A 14,490-nucleotide genomic window follows, 5' to 3' on the forward strand; every position below is an offset into this window, starting at 1 on the left:
ACCAAAATCAATATTTTGTAGCTTTATCCGGGGATGGTAGTATCTTTATTTCACACTCTGTAAGGGTGCATCAGGTGTGGGATTTTCCGCGTATATAGCTGAATTTGTCCGAGTGCGATTTACCCGCTAGGGTGCCTCCAAAACGCCGTTCTTGCCGCGTCCTGACTGGCTGTCGATCCACTACCATAGCTAATTAGTCTTGGGGAATACGACATGAATGAGACGGACTTCAGCCCCTTAGAAAAGGCGATCGCCAAAAAGATTGACCAAACGAAAAGTAAAGCTACCCAACCTGGTTATTTAAGACAATTAGTCGCCAAATTGCACTTGAGAATTGAAGCGGCTTTGGCTAGAGGTTGTGAATATGACGATCTAGCAAAATCGATTGCCGAAAGTGGAGTCAAGATCAGTGCTGCGACTTTGAAGCAATACCACACGGAGTATCGTCGCCAGTTGGAGAAAGAAGCAGGGGAGAACTCCGATAGCTCTGATTCTATTCTTCCTCCTGCCGTGCCTGCACCAGCACCTAGGAAACCAGAGGTGGTGAATAAAGATGCCAACACTCAGCCTGCTGCAATGCTGCCAAACATCAAGCAAGAAGCTGCCGAGCGATTGTTCTCCAATAAATAAAAGAGGTAGAAGTTGTGGCTAGAGCTAGACAATCCCAAGTCGTGGAGTCCGAGCAAACGGATGCGATCGTTCCGACTCGTCCTGCTATTCATCTATCGAACTGTAAAAAGGGCGGGGTTGGCAAAACTTTGCTCTCAAAGCTAAAAGCCGCTTACTGTTTGGAAGCAGGGTTAGATTGCTATGCAGTGGATGCCGATCGCCAAGAAAGTTTTATTAAAGCTTATCCCCAGTTCGTCCAACCGACGAGGTTTAGCGAACTCGACCGCCATCTGAAGATTCCCGATCGCATTCTGGATTTGGCATTGGAAAAGCTGGTGTTGCTAGATTTACCTGGCAACGTTGAGGAAGGATTCAATCACTGGTTGAATGCTGGAGATATTCTCGCCGCCGCGATCGATCTGGGGGTTGAGATTCAGAACTGGTATTTACTCGATGATTCGCAGGAGTGTTATGAGGGTTTTTTGCGGACTCTAGAATTCATGCAGGATCGAGTCAAGCATATCCTGGTGAGAAATTTAGGTAAGTGCGAGGAGTGGGATAGCTTCGATGGCTTTATCACACCACAACTGCTACAGCAATTCGATCTACGAGTCATCGATTTACCAAGGCTGAGAGAAGATACGGCGACGGAAATCTATAAAAACACCTTGAGTTTTACAGAGGCACGTCGCTACAAAGGATTTAGTACGGCTCAACTAGCTGGGTTACGAGCATACCTCCGACGCGCCTACGATGTTTTAGCTGTAGCTGACTTTAGCGTGGAAAATCTCAGGGTAAATAATTGATGAATCAAATCAGTCGTCGAAATAAAATTTCTCTAAGCGATCGACAAGCCCAGTTACAAGCTTTGCTTGCCGAAAGACTCAAGAGTGAGTCCGCCGCTACCCAACAGCGCGTATATCAGTGGTTGAGTAACAACCAATATTTTCTCGATAACGAGTTGTTTGATTTCTATTTCTGCGTCGCTCAAAATATTGCGGCAGTAGAAGAATTGGGCAGGTCAGATGGCAGGATCGTACAAGCTAAAGAAGAGATCCAACAGTCGGCGCAACTGCTTGAAGACAGGCTGAACGCGATCGGCGATCGCCATAGCAGTTTAGAGCAAAAATTAGATGAGGCGATCGCAAGTCTAGCTACCGAGCGGCAAAACATAAACACGATCTCAACTGGTCTGGTCGATGCAACTTCTAGCTTGATTCAAGAACAAAAGCAAGTCTTACTAAGAACCCAAGCAGCGAAGAAAATTGCCATAAATTCGGTTAAACTTGCCTACGCGATTCCAATAGTGACGTTACTGGTGTGGGGAACTCTAGCATTCTTTGCTGGCAAGCTCCATGAATACAACACAGCCGATGCTGTCAATAATCGCGTACTAGCTAGTCAAGCATTGCGCGTGAGAAAAAACTGCCAGCAGCAATACCTGGCAAATCCCAAGAAAATGAATTCTAGCGGTGATGGAATTGTGAGAAACTGCCCTGGTTTTGAATATGTAATTCCTGCTGGACAACAAAAAGTAGCCGAGTAGTTTTAGTACAGCAATCTCTAAATAGTGTAAAAAGACGTTTAATTTCTAAGCAGATCGCGCTATGAAAGCGTAACAAAAGAGTATTATTTTGCTAATTCTAACCTGCTGCTCCTAGGGCAGATAGCACTGTTGCTTGCCATTGCTGCTTCCATTCTTGACTTTCCATCTTTGCCCTGATTTGTAAGACTTGATGAGCACCTTCTCTGGTTCACTGCATCTTTATCCATCTTAACTCTCTGTCCGATTTATGGGGTACACTATAGGGATATTCCGCCCGATCGCATCTTTTCTTGGGTGGGGAGCGCTCCAATTGGCAACGATACGGTAAACGTTGCACCCTTGCCGATGCCTTCACTCGTAGCACTCACTCTACCGCCGTGCAATTCGGTTAGGTGCTTGACGATCGCTAGCCCCAGCTCTAAGCCTCCATACTTGCGCGTAGTGGAAGAATCTTCTTGTCTAAATCGATCGAACACGTAGGGCAAAAAATCAGGGTCAATTTCTTTTCCTGTATCGATCTCACTAATGGTAATGCGAGAGTCTATACACTCTAGAACCACTTGCACGCTACCGTCCTTATCCCTGAATTTAATGGCATTAGAGAGAAGATTCCACACGATCTGCTGTATGCAATTGGGATTGCCTACTATACTGCCAGCTGCAGGAGCAAGAACCTTGTAAAGGCAAATCTCTTTTGACTCCGCTACCAAGCGCACCGTGTCCATTGTTGCATCAATCGCCACTCCTACGTCAACCTGCTGAATGTTAAGCTATCAACCTGTTTTATGGGGTATTTCCTTTTTTTATTTTTCAACCTCTTGGGCTAGTTGTTGACGAGCCAGTATCGATGAAATGTCAAATTGACTCCCAGCAAATGTTTTTTTTGACTGAAAACGGGAACGATGGAAATATCAAAGTAACTTGTACCTTTTGAAGTGTTCCACTCGATGTTTTTCAAAGTGACTCGACGACGATTACGATAAAATGTTTGAAGCGAAGCCTGAGAACCCACCAACTTTCCAGGTTCGAGTTCTTCAAAGGGACGATGCCAATCGTTTAAGGTTAATCCGAATAGGATATTTGCCTGGTTGTTGGAAGCGACTAGACAACCACGATTGTCTACTGCTAGTTGAGCCTCATGACTTGTTTCGTAAGCAGTTTGCCAAAATTGAATTTGGCTTGTCGTTGTATCGATGACTTGCTCTTTACTAGATTTGGGGTTAATTAATAGGTGGTCATTCAGTTCCAGATTTAGCCCTTTTGCATAAACGTGATGCTTTAAACTGATAGGCGTAAAAATTTGTCTGTGGTTGACTAATGTTTCTGAATTACCCAGGAAGAGAAAACCAGTGTTTTTCAGCGCAAAGTGGAAGCGAACAAAGATCGATGCTTGTGTCTCTGGGGTGAAATAGATTAGTACATTACGACACGATAAGAGATCGATTTTGGACATCGGCGCATTTTTAGCCAGGTTGTGATGACCGAAGACGATCTGGCGGCGCATTTGTCGGTGAAACACATAACCATCAGGAGTTGGCTCAAAGTATTTCTCCAGCAGTTGGGGAGGAATTGATGTAACTTCTTTGGAGTCATAAGTGGCAAGACGCGCTTGTGCAATCGCAGCTTCATCCACGTCTGTGGCATAAAATTGGACTCGCTGCAAACAAGCTTCGATCCCTAAAGCTTCGGCAAACAACATCAGTAGGCTATACACTTCATGTCCAGCAGCACAACCCGCACTCCAGACTCGAATTGATTCATCAGGTTGCTTGCTGGCAACGATTTTGGGAACGATCTCATGTGCTAAATACTCCCAAGCGCAAGCGTCGCGAAAGAAACTAGTGACGTTAATCAGAACGGTATCTAACAGCGCCATCCACTCCTGGTCGTGGCTTTGCAAATACTGTAAGTAGTCTTGATAGCTGTTAATGTTGATGCTCTGCATTCGCACTCGCAATCGCCGCACCAAACTAGAGCGTTTGTAGCCAGTTAGATCGCAACCGCAATTGAACTTGAGGTATTCTAATAACGCTTCAAATTCTGGTACAGCTTGGGGTAGACTCATGGAAAGGTTTGAGATTTATCCTCCAATTTCAGCTTATAACAAAGAATTTATCACTCTTGTAGAATCGGTAGCTTGACGGTAAAGGTTGCGCCAAGCCCTGCTCCAGAACTTTCGGCATGGATCGTGCCATTGTGGAGTTCGACTAGGTGACGAGCGATCGCTAACCCCAGTCCCAATCCCTTAGCTGAATCTGCTCCTTCAGCTTGACGGAAGCGATCGAACACATGGGGAAGAAAATCAGTAGTAATGCCAATACCCGTGTCTGTAATCCCGATCTCGGCTACTTTTGATTCCCAACTCTCCTTCACTACCAATTGAACAGTGATGCTGCCTGATTCTGGAGTGAATTTAATGGCATTAGTCAGGAGATTACAGATAATTTGTTGCAGGCGATCGCGATCGCCCAAAACAGTAACACTCGGATTGCGGTCGGTTGGTTGCCACTGTAAATGAATGTCTTTGGCGATCGCAGCAGTCTTGACTGCTGCGATCGCGTTTTCAATTACCGATTGCAGTTCGACAGGCTGAAGACTCAAACGCACTTTACCTGCTGTAATGCGGGAAATATCTAGCAAGTCCTGAATCAGTTTGGCTTGCAGCATGGCATTGCGCTCGATCGTCTCTAGCGATTTCATTAACATAGATTGACTGGGTGGTGAGCCGCGTAATAACCGCGTCCAACCGAGAATGGCAACCAAGGGAGTATTCAGTTCGTGGGAAACGGTTGACAACAACTCATCTTTTCTGCGGCTGGTGGTTCTTTCCTGGCGGAGTGCTTCTCCTCGTAGTTGCGCCATCTGGAGATGAGCATTCACGCGGGACACTAATTCAGCAGCAGAGAAGGGCTTGATTAGATAATCGTCCGCTCCCGCTTCCAACCCTTCTACGATCGATTCTTCTCCGGCACGGGCAGAAAGCAGAATGATGGGAATCTCTCTGGTTTGTGGGTCGGCACGCAATGCTTTTAGCAATGCAAAGCCGTCTAGTCCTGGCATCATCACATCACTCAGCACCAGATCTGGCACTCGTTCTTGAACCGCCGCCAGCGCCGCTGCTCCATCCGCAACTACTTCGACTTGGACGTATTCGCTTAATATTCTTGTCAGGTAATCGCGCATATCGGCATTGTCATCGACCAGGAGAATGCGAGCAGAAGGGAATGTAGCATCTGTCTGTAACCCCAGAGATCCCCCTAAATTCCCCTTGACAAGGGGGACTTTTACTATATTTTTCCCCCGCTCTTCGGAGGGCTGGGGGGGAGCTGAATCTGCTGGTAGCCAACGCTCTGCCTCTTCAACATAGGGTGCTGCACCGATCGCGGTTGATGCTAGAGTGCGTGTTGCTGTGTTACGATCGCCTACGACTCGACGTAGGCGATCGCTAGACAGGTGCGCTGTGCCTAAAGGAATTGTGACGGTGAAGCAGGTTCCTTGTCCCACAACACTGCTTACGTCTACGCTGCCACCATGCAGTCGAATTAGTTCATACCCTAGGGCTAGACCAATCCCAGATCCTTCATGTGTCCGTGCTTGTGCTCCTCGTACCTGGTAGAATCGCTCGAACAGATGGGGCAGTTCTTCCGGCGCAATTCCTGTGCCTGTATCTTGTATTTGTAACCGGACGCGATCGCTATCAGCCTGATGCAGTCTAACGGCGATTTCGCCTTCTAGGGTAAACTTAAAGGCGTTGGAAAGCAGGTTAAGGACAATTTTTTCCCACATCTCGCGATCGACATACACGGGTTCTGGCAACGGTGGGCAATCGACAATTAGCCGCAGCCCTGCCCGCTCGATCGCAGAACGGAATACGCTGGCTAGCTCCGTCGTGAACATTGCCAAATCGGTCGGTTCGTAGACTGCTTCCATGCGTCCAGCTTCGATGCGCGAGAAGTCGAGCAGGGTATTGACCAGTTTCAGCAGCCTGATCGCGTTTCGATGCGCCAGTTCCAGTCGTTCCCGTTGAGGGGGAGCAACGGGATTGACGCGATCGCTCAAGGCATCTTGCAAGGGCGCGAGCAATAGCGTTAAAGGGGTGCGGAACTCGTGAGAAACATTGCTGAAGAAGAGGGTTTTGGCGCGATCGAGTTCTGCTAGATTTTCGGCGCGTTGGCGTTCTTGTTCGCGGGCAGATTGTTCTCGAACTCGCTGAATTTCCGATTCGCGCAGCGCTTCTTCGGCGCGGGCGCGTTCGACCGCCGCCCAGGTGCGCTCGGCAACCTCTTCGAGCAGCCGCAAGTCGGCATCGATCCAGTGGCGTGGTTCGCTGTGCGTGATTCCGAGCATAGCGGTCAGTCGTCCGCGTTTGATCAAGGCGACACCCACGCCCGCGCGGATTCTCGCCGCGCGATAAGACTCGCGGCTGTCTTGCAACCGTGGATCAGTTTCCGTGTCGTCGTAATAGATCGTCCGTCCGGCAATCAAATCATCATAAAATCCGAAGTCTTGCAGTCGCCACAGGGATGGCATCACGATGCGCGAGTTCGTGCGTCCCTCCCGCGTCACAACGCATTCACTGTCCGCATCGAACTCGTGATAGACCGCGCTATCGACCTCGAAATGATCCGCCACATGGTCCATTGCGGTTCGCAGCACCTCGACCGGATCGGCAATCGGGCGCAATGCGTCGCTGAGCCTGAGCAGAAACGCCTGCTCTTGTTCTTGGCGTTTGCGCTCAGTAATGTCGTCGTAGAGCACCGTGAAACCGTCTGCTCCGCCAAAAGGAGTGACGTGAAAAGCAAACCACTTCTGATTGTCTGGAACGAACTGTTCAAAGCGTTCCGGCTGTCCAGTTCTAAGGACGCGCTCAACATTCTCCAACCAGGTGCAGTAGTAGGTTGGAAAGATTTCACTCACTAAGCGATCGAGGGCGCTGCTCCGGTCAAATCCTGTCTGTCTCTCATAGGCTGGGTTGAGTTCAAGATAACGGGCATCCACAGCGCGACCACTCTCGTCACGGACAAGCTCGCTGATCGCCAGCCCCTCGTTCATCGACTCGAACAGCGATCGATATTTCACTTCGGATTCGCGCAACCCTACTTCGGCTCGGGCGCGTTCGACGGCAGCCCAGATCCGCTCGGCGGTTTCTTGCGCCAGTTCCGTTTCCAATGCGATCCAGTTTCTCGGCGTGGATTGGGTGATACAGAGAACACCAGCAGGCTTGCCCTCCTTGATGACAGGCACATTTAGAAAGGAAATCACCTGCATCTCACAACAGAGTTGCCTCAACGCCTCATCCAGTACGTCTGTCGTATGGGCATCCTCAACCACCAAAGGACGACCCGCATCGATTACCGCTTTGAAGATAGGGAAGTCGCTGAGGGGATAGACCCCCGCAACGGAGGGCAAACCTTCGCGGGCAGCATCTCGCCGAATGATGGCGTTGCCGTCAATGATTTCGCAGTAGTAACATCGGTCTGCCCCAAAGAAGTTCAGGGCGATGCGCGTCACTGCTGCATGGATTTCAACGGCATCGGAGAGCGATCGCAAAGCATCCGACAACTTCACCCGAAAGGCATCGAGTTCGGCAGCACGGCGCAGTTGTGCTTCTGCCTGTTTCCGCTCGGTAATGTCGTTAAAAACGGTGCAGACTTGACGACTGCCCACACTGCCAACCCGCGAAGCGTAAGCCGAATACTAGCGCTCGGTCGCTTGGTTGTAATTTTCAATTCGCTGCGGTTTGCCCGTTTTGACTACTTCGTCATAGGTTTTGAACCAGTAGCTTTCAGTGTTTGGGGTAATCTCACTACCCAGCTTGCCAACCACGTTTTCGAGTCCCGTCTGCTGCTCGAAGACCGAATTGACTTCCAAGAAACGGCAATCAACCACCTTTCCGGTTTCGTCATAAATCATTTCAAACAGGCAGAAGCCTTCATCGATCGACTCAAACAGCGATCGATACTTTTCCCCCGATTCACGCAATGCGGCTTCCATTCGCTTGCGTTCAGTGATATCACTCGCGGCTCCGAGCCATTCAATAATTTCACCCTGCGGATTCAGCAACGGAATGGCACGCGAAAACGTCCAGCCGATCGTGCCGTCTTCTCGAAAAACGCGGTGTTCTAGTTCAAAATTGCTTTTGGTTTGGATGGCTGACTCAATCGCAGCCCACACCTGCGGCTGTTCATCTTCGGGAATATATTGATCGAGCCAGGTACGCTGTGGATTTACGGTGCTGACGATAAACTGCTTGCCTTCGAGATGGTACATGACGCACCAATCCGCGCTCATTCTATACACAATGTCCGAGCTGGCGTTGGCGAGGGCGCGGAAATGCGCTTCACTCTCACGCAGGGCGGCTTCCGCTTGTCGCTGCTCGATCAAGTCAGCGGCTTGGCGGGCAAGTAAATCGAGAAACCGTAGTTCGCGATCGCTCGGTCGATGGTGTTTGCGCCAGTGAGTCGAAACCATGCCGATCGCTTTGCCCGAACGGGCAATCAGCGGGGTGGACTGTGCCGAGAGATAACCCTCCTCACGGTGCAGTCGCATTTCCGCATGCGGGTCTTCGCTCTCTGGCACATCGAAATCCACGAAGGTGCGCTCACCCGTTGTCAATGCCATACCGCAAGGCGTGTTTGAACCCGCGTTGACGCGATAGAAGCGATCTATCATATTTCGCTCAAAGCCTTGTGTAGTCAGCAGCACCAGCTCTTGTGTCGCTTCATCCAGAATTTGGATCGATCCGGCATCTGCGCGGGTGAGGGCGATCGCCGTTGCCACAATCTCTTGATAAATCGCCTGAATGTCATCCTCAGTGACGAGCCGTGCGCTCAGATCACGCAACAGTTGTGTATCTTTAAGGTCTGCCGCGATCGCTGCTTCGGCAATTTTGCGATCGCTAATGTCATAAGAAACAGCAAGCACTGCATATACTTCGTTATTTGGAGAACGCAGCGGTTTTCCTCGTGAGATATAGAAGCGATCGTGAGCGTTGTGTTCGTGCTCAAACGACTCGCCAGCAAGAGCCTTACGGTACAACATCTCATAATTCGTCGTTAATTCGGGCGGCAACACCTCGAAAATTGTTCGTCTGATGAAATCTTTGGGTTTGAATCCGGCTGCGGATAAAGCTTCTCCTTCCGCCAGCAAATAGCGGAGATCGCGATCGACAACAAAAGCAGCCCCACCAGGAAGATTCGAGATTAAAGCCCGTGCGCGATCTTCTGCCTGTCTGTGTTCCTCAACTTTTGCCTCCAAAGCCGCGTTGATAGCCAGCAATTCCCTCGTTTGTTGCTGTTTCAAGAGTAGGGCTGCGGCGGTGAAGTCTGCCAAACTTGTCATCACCCGCACATCTTCTGCGTCAAAATGCCGTTGCTCGTCGTGCGACATAATCCAAATCGCGCCGAACGCATGGTCATCAGCAATCAAGGGCAAGAGTAAGGCTTCAACGATCGGGGTGTTCGCATCTTGAAGATACGTGAAATACCGTTCAGGATGAGAAAAAAACTGCGGTGTGCCGCGATCGACACAAACCCCACAAGGGCTAAAGTTGCGGGGAATCAAGCCATCGTGTGTGAATCTTCCAGCTAATTCACTCCAGCGAAAGACTTCTTCCTCGTCGCTCGTTTCTAGCAAGCTCACGCCTGCTGTCCCCGCCAGACATAGCTCCAGGGTGATTTCTACCAAAGTTTGCAGCAGGCTTTCCGAATCGCGCGCCATCTGCCGTGCCAGCGGTTGCATCGCCTGGGCTTCTGCCTGCCAATTAGGGGGACGGGGCGATCGCCGCGATATCTCCTCGGTAATTAAAATATCATCTAGCGTCACTGTCTCCGGTCGAGGTCGCTGCATTGTTCTTACTGCTACAGTGTTTGGGCGTTATCGTTCGATTCGGCAGAAGCTACTAACGGCAGCTTGACAATAAAAGTTGCGCCGCACCCTTCTCCATCGCTTGCTACTTCAATTGTATCTCCGTTACTGTTGGACGCTTGAAAATCAAAAGTAGTACAAACCAACTTCTACTACCTTTCCTTTAAACGTAAACTGTAATAGCATTTAGCAAAAAGACTCCTTGCTTTCTCAATTTGTCTAATTGCTTTCTCACTTAGGTAAATTGCGCATTCATTTCTGTGTTTTCCGCAAGCAAAAAGGTAAATTGCTTTCTCAATTTGCCTGTTTGCTAACTCATTCAGTTAATTCACATACTCTTGATTTAACATCACTCCTTATCTCAAGGCTTGCTGCCAATATTTTTTTGTAAAGCAGCAAGGCGTTCTCTCACTTTAGGCGCTCGAAATCCTAAAACAATATCCTGGGGTGCAATGCCACGCTGAACTAGTTCTCGATCGATGACAATTTCAGTGCTGTTGTGCTGAATCCAAACTTTACTCTCAATCAGGTCTAGCTGCATGGCACAACCATAGATGCGGTAGTCGTTGCGCCAACCATTGTGCATGACAAGATAGCGATCGCGCTGCTCGTCAAAAATCAATTGAGCCTCCGGATCGTCAGCGGCAAAATCTTGCAAGAAATCACGTAAAATTTGGCGATATTGGTTTACTCGATCCATTGCTCGATCGCCTCCCGATCTGAATTATAAATAATCAACCGAACGTCGTAGCGGTTTATTGCTGTTTTGGCTGGCTCGAAGCGCAAAAAAGTTTGATATACATCCCTGGGAACCGCTAGATAAAGAATGCGGTCTGGCTCTTCTGAAGCTTCTAAGGCAATGCGATAGTTTAAGAATTGTCCAAGGGCAGTATGAAATTCGGAGATTGTTGAACCTGACACAAAGCTTTTCACTTCAACTGCGATTTTACGCCCTGCTTTTTCGGCAGCGATCGCTTCCTCTGCCGCAAGATCGATGTAAATATCGGCAATGCCATAGCGCAGGCGATAGGGGTCGTGGGTAATTATCCAGCCATCTTTTTGCAGTGCGAGCTTGACGGTATCATGAAAAATGTCTTTTGCCATATTACCTACACTGTCAAACTAATGGCAGCTTGACGGTAAAGGTTGCCCCGCGTCCTTCTCCCTCGCTCGCTGCTTCGATCGTACCGTGGTGTAATTCAACTAAGTGACGGGCGATCGCCAAGCCAATTCCCACACCTCCAGGAGAATGACGGCTGGGTACTTCAGCTTGACTAAAGCGATCGAAAACTTGGGGGAGAAACTCAGGAGCAATGCCAATTCCAGTATCGGTAACGGTAATTTGAGCAACAGAGTTAAGGTGTTCTAGCCGGATGTCTACTTGTCCTCCTTTAGGTGTAAATTTGATTGCATTGTCCAGCAAATTGGCAATTACTTGTCGCAGGCGATCGCCATCTGCCAAAACATTACCTAGTGTAACATTCGATCTTGTCTCGCCTAGTTGAATTGTCTTTGCCCCGGCTGCTTCACGGAATGTTGTCACAACGTTTTGTACTAGAGAAACCAAATCGACGAGTTGAGGCTTCAAGCGTAACTTTCCAGAGAGAATGCTAGAAACATCCAGCAAATCTTTCACCAGTTTTGCTTCAATTGTGGCGTTGCGCTCGATCGTTGCCAATGCACGAGCTATCTTGGTTTGGTCAAAAGGTTTTGTTTGTAATAAGCGCGCCCAACCGAGAATCGCGGCAAGTGGGGCTTGCAGTTCGTGAGTTACGGTCATGAGAAACTCATTCTTAAGGCGGTTGGCGGATTGCTCCTGGCGCAGGCGTGACATTTGTAGTTGCGTCTCTACTCGCGCCACCAGTTCGCGGGCGGAGAAGGGTTTGATCAGGTAATCATCTGCCCCCGCTTCCAGTCCTTCGATTGTTGCTTCTTCTCCCGCCCGTGCCGATAGTAGAATAATCGGAATACTTTTGGTTACAGGGTCAGCACGCAATGCTTCTAGCAACGCAAACCCGTCCATCTCTGGCATCATCACATCGGTCAGCACCAGATCGGGGAGTTGTTGTTGGATTAAGTTAAGGGCGATCGCGCCATTTGCTGCTGTTTCCACCTGCCAGCGTTGACTTAACAACCGCTTCAAATAGTCACGCATATCGGCGTTGTCATCTACCAGGAGAATTTGGGATTTGGGATTTGGGATTTGGGATTTTAGATTCTTAGTCTGCTCGTTTGAGTTGCGATCTAATCCAAAGTCTGCAATCGGCAATCTCAAATCCTCTTGGGGTAGCCACTGCAATACTTCCTCGACGTAGGGAAACGCTCCTATTGCGGTTGAGGTAATCGTGCGATTTGCCCCAATCCGCTCAGCGGGGAGATGAGCACGCCCAGTTGGAATAAATACGCTAAAGCAACTGCCCTCCCCCTCAACACTGCTAACCTTAAGCGTTCCACCATGCAGTTTTACCAATTCTTGCACCAGCGATAAACCAATCCCCGATCCTTCAAATGTCCGTCCCTGCGCTCCTTTGACCCGATGGAATCGTTCAAACAGACGTGGAATTTCTGCGGCTGGAACACCAATGCCCGTGTCTTGTACCGCTAGCTCAACCCAATCGCCGACTTGATGCAGGCGAACGGTAATCGCACCTGTAAACGTGAATTTGAAAGCGTTTGAGATCAAATTGAGAACAATCTTTTCCCACATTTCTCGATCGACGTAGATCGGCTCAGGCAGGGGAGGACAATCGATCGCTAAGTGCAAAGAAGTCCGCTCGATGGCAGACCTAAACACACTTGCTAGCTCTGCCGTAAAAGTTGCTAGATCCGTCGGCTCGTAAACTGCTTCCACGCGACCCGCTTCGATGCGTGAAAAGTCAAGCAGGGTATTGACGAGCTTCAGCAGCCTCATCGCGTTTCGATCCGCCAATTGCAGCTGCTCCTGTTGGGTAGGAGTCAGAGGATAGGTGCGATCGCTCAAGGTCTCTTGAATAGAACTCAGTAACAGGGTCAGGGGGGTACGAAACTCATGACTCACATTACTGAAAAATGCCCGCATCGCTGCTTCTGCCTGCTTGCGAGCGGTGATGTCGTTGAAAAGTACCCCTACCTTGCGCTCGTGCGGCTCACCAATGCGGATGGCGTTAACGTCAAACCACCGATCCATCGCTACGGCATGATCTTCAAAGTGGGTTGGCTCACCGGTAAGGGCGACCTTACCGTAGATGTCAAACCAGAACGGCTCCATATCTGGCACAAGCTCGCGAATGGTTTTTCCGAGGGCGTTCTTCATCCCGGTTTGCTTCTCAAAGACCGGGTTGATCTCGATATAACGGTAGTCGATGGGCTTTTGCTCCTCGTCGAAGATCAACTGCAAAATGCAAAAGCCTTCGTCCATCGTATTGAACAGCGTACGATATTTCCCCTCCGATTCGCACAACGCTTCTTCCACCCATTTGCGCCCTTCCTCGTAAGCCAAGGTGTTGGCGATCGCGGTTGTTACCTGTCCGGCAACCAAATCAAAGAAGCCTCGGTAATCGTCATCAAGTGGTCTAAAAGGGCTAATCCCAACAATCAGAAACCCTAAGATTGCTTGTTCAGGTCGCTTAAGCGGCAGGACGATCGCACTGTTTGGCAATTGAGACCACGCACCACCTGGAAGCGGTTCAAATCGAGCGACTAAATTTTCTATAACTCGGCTTTGCCCAGTTGCTAAAACAGAGTTCAGCGACCAGCAATCGGCTGTCACTGTAGAAAACTCAATAGTACTGGGGCTATCAGGGGTTCCAGCAGCTAAATTGGTTGTACTCACTAGTTGCGCTGAGGCGCGATCGCCATCGAGTAGATAAATGAGTGCAAAGGGAGTGTCGCGAGGGTTATTGGCTAGCACTCTGGCGGAAATCTGGCACGCTTCGTCCACAGTCTTTGTGTTTGCTGCCTGGGCACCTAATTCACGTAACGTCCGCAGGCGGCGATCGCTCACGACTTGTACCGTTGTTTCAACCGCCTGTTGAAAAATACCTGCGACCTCACCCGTCTCATCGCGAATAGGACTACAGAAAAAGGTAAAGTAAGCTTCCTCAAGACAGCCATTGCGGTTAATCAACTGTCGGTTGTTTTCAAAATAGGTGGGTTGTCCCGTCTGGAGGACGCTTTCAACGATAGGACGCAGATTGTGCCACTCTGACCATTCCTGAATTGAACGACCCAGCGATTGAGGATGTTTGGCAATAATCGGGCGATAGCCGTCATTATAGAGTAGGATTAAATCGCGCCCCCAGAGCGCACAAAGGGGAGATGTAGACAATAAGCATATACTCACGGCTGTTCGCAAACTTTGCGACCAAAACTCGACCGGACCCAACGGCGTTTGCGACCAGTCGTGCGATCGCATCAATGCACCCATCTCGCCCCCACCTGCAAAAATCGTCTCAGACAAAGAATTATATTGGGCTTGGGGGGTCATTGTC

At 49.4% G+C, this 14,490-nt stretch carries 9 protein-coding genes and 1 pseudogene; 3 read left to right on the plus strand and 7 right to left on the minus strand.

The window, feature by feature from the left end:
* Window positions 1–213: 213 nt before the first annotated feature.
* The 3 genes from DSM107010_RS12065 to DSM107010_RS12075 are packed head-to-tail and all read left to right on the plus strand — an operon-like array spanning window position 214 to window position 2,155.
* Complete coding sequence (locus DSM107010_RS12065) at window positions 214–630, plus strand: hypothetical protein (protein WP_106166419.1); 417 nt, start codon at window positions 214–216, stop codon at window positions 628–630.
* Between the two features lie 14 nt (window positions 631–644).
* On the plus strand, window positions 645–1,415 hold the full coding sequence (locus tag DSM107010_RS12070; RefSeq protein WP_199755503.1) for a P-loop NTPase family protein: 771 nt from the start codon (window positions 645–647) through the stop codon (window positions 1,413–1,415).
* Complete coding sequence (locus DSM107010_RS12075; protein WP_181246454.1) at window positions 1,415–2,155, plus strand: hypothetical protein; 741 nt, start codon at window positions 1,415–1,417, stop codon at window positions 2,153–2,155. The genes DSM107010_RS12070 and DSM107010_RS12075 overlap by 1 nt, the downstream gene beginning before the upstream one ends.
* Window positions 2,156–2,412: 257 nt before the next feature.
* Here the strand turns inward: DSM107010_RS12075 and DSM107010_RS12080 are convergent, their stop codons facing one another.
* From DSM107010_RS12080 to DSM107010_RS12110, 7 genes and pseudogenes are all read right to left on the minus strand, one after another.
* Window positions 2,413–2,898, minus strand: coding sequence for a sensor histidine kinase (locus tag DSM107010_RS12080; protein ID WP_106168976.1), 486 nt, complete (start codon window positions 2,896–2,898; stop codon window positions 2,413–2,415).
* 80 nt (window positions 2,899–2,978) lie between these two features.
* The gene (locus DSM107010_RS12085) at window positions 2,979–4,220 is read right to left on the minus strand and encodes a CheR family methyltransferase (protein WP_106168977.1); all 1,242 of its coding nucleotides are present in this window, start codon (window positions 4,218–4,220) and stop codon (window positions 2,979–2,981) included.
* A 50-nt stretch (window positions 4,221–4,270) separates the two neighbouring features.
* Window positions 4,271–10,003, minus strand: a pseudogene (locus DSM107010_RS42925) (ATP-binding protein).
* Between the two features lie 11 nt (window positions 10,004–10,014).
* Window positions 10,015–10,167 (minus strand): hypothetical protein, encoded by a 153-nt coding sequence (locus tag DSM107010_RS38360; protein ID WP_158631775.1) that lies wholly within the window; start codon window positions 10,165–10,167, stop codon window positions 10,015–10,017.
* A 215-nt stretch (window positions 10,168–10,382) separates the two neighbouring features.
* Window positions 10,383–10,721 (minus strand): XisI protein, encoded by a 339-nt coding sequence (locus tag DSM107010_RS12100; RefSeq protein ID WP_106166572.1) that lies wholly within the window; start codon window positions 10,719–10,721, stop codon window positions 10,383–10,385.
* Window positions 10,709–11,125 carry a XisH family protein gene (locus tag DSM107010_RS12105; RefSeq protein ID WP_106166573.1) on the minus strand — a complete coding sequence of 139 codons (417 nt, stop codon included), beginning with the start codon at window positions 11,123–11,125 and terminating at the stop codon, window positions 10,709–10,711. Before DSM107010_RS12105 ends, DSM107010_RS12100 begins: the two co-directional genes overlap by 13 nt.
* A gap of 13 nt (window positions 11,126–11,138) precedes the next feature.
* Window positions 11,139–14,486, minus strand: a complete 3,348-nt coding sequence (locus tag DSM107010_RS12110) for an ATP-binding protein (RefSeq protein ID WP_127023041.1) — start codon at window positions 14,484–14,486, stop codon at window positions 11,139–11,141.
* Window positions 14,487–14,490 lie beyond the last annotated feature (4 nt).

The sequence above is a fragment of the Chroococcidiopsis cubana SAG 39.79 genome (assembly GCF_003991895.1).
In the GTDB taxonomy this organism is placed as follows: Bacteria; Cyanobacteriota; Cyanobacteriia; order Cyanobacteriales; family Chroococcidiopsidaceae; genus Chroococcidiopsis; species Chroococcidiopsis thermalis.

What these genes read in the sequence shown, in the direction of transcription:
- DSM107010_RS12075 (WP_181246454.1), top strand. Translation starts at nt 1,415, where the DNA reads ATGAATCAAATCAGTCGTCGAAATAAAATTTCTCTAAGCGATCGACAA.
- DSM107010_RS12065 (WP_106166419.1), top strand. Translation starts at nt 214, where the DNA reads ATGAATGAGACGGACTTCAGCCCCTTAGAAAAGGCGATCGCCAAAAAG.
- DSM107010_RS12110 (WP_127023041.1), bottom strand. Translation starts at nt 14,486, where the DNA reads ATGACCCCCCAAGCCCAATATAATTCTTTGTCTGAGACGATTTTTGCA.
- DSM107010_RS12085 (WP_106168977.1), bottom strand. Translation starts at nt 4,220, where the DNA reads ATGAGTCTACCCCAAGCTGTACCAGAATTTGAAGCGTTATTAGAATAC.
- DSM107010_RS12100 (WP_106166572.1), bottom strand. Translation starts at nt 10,721, where the DNA reads ATGGATCGAGTAAACCAATATCGCCAAATTTTACGTGATTTCTTGCAA.
- DSM107010_RS12105 (WP_106166573.1), bottom strand. Translation starts at nt 11,125, where the DNA reads ATGGCAAAAGACATTTTTCATGATACCGTCAAGCTCGCACTGCAAAAA.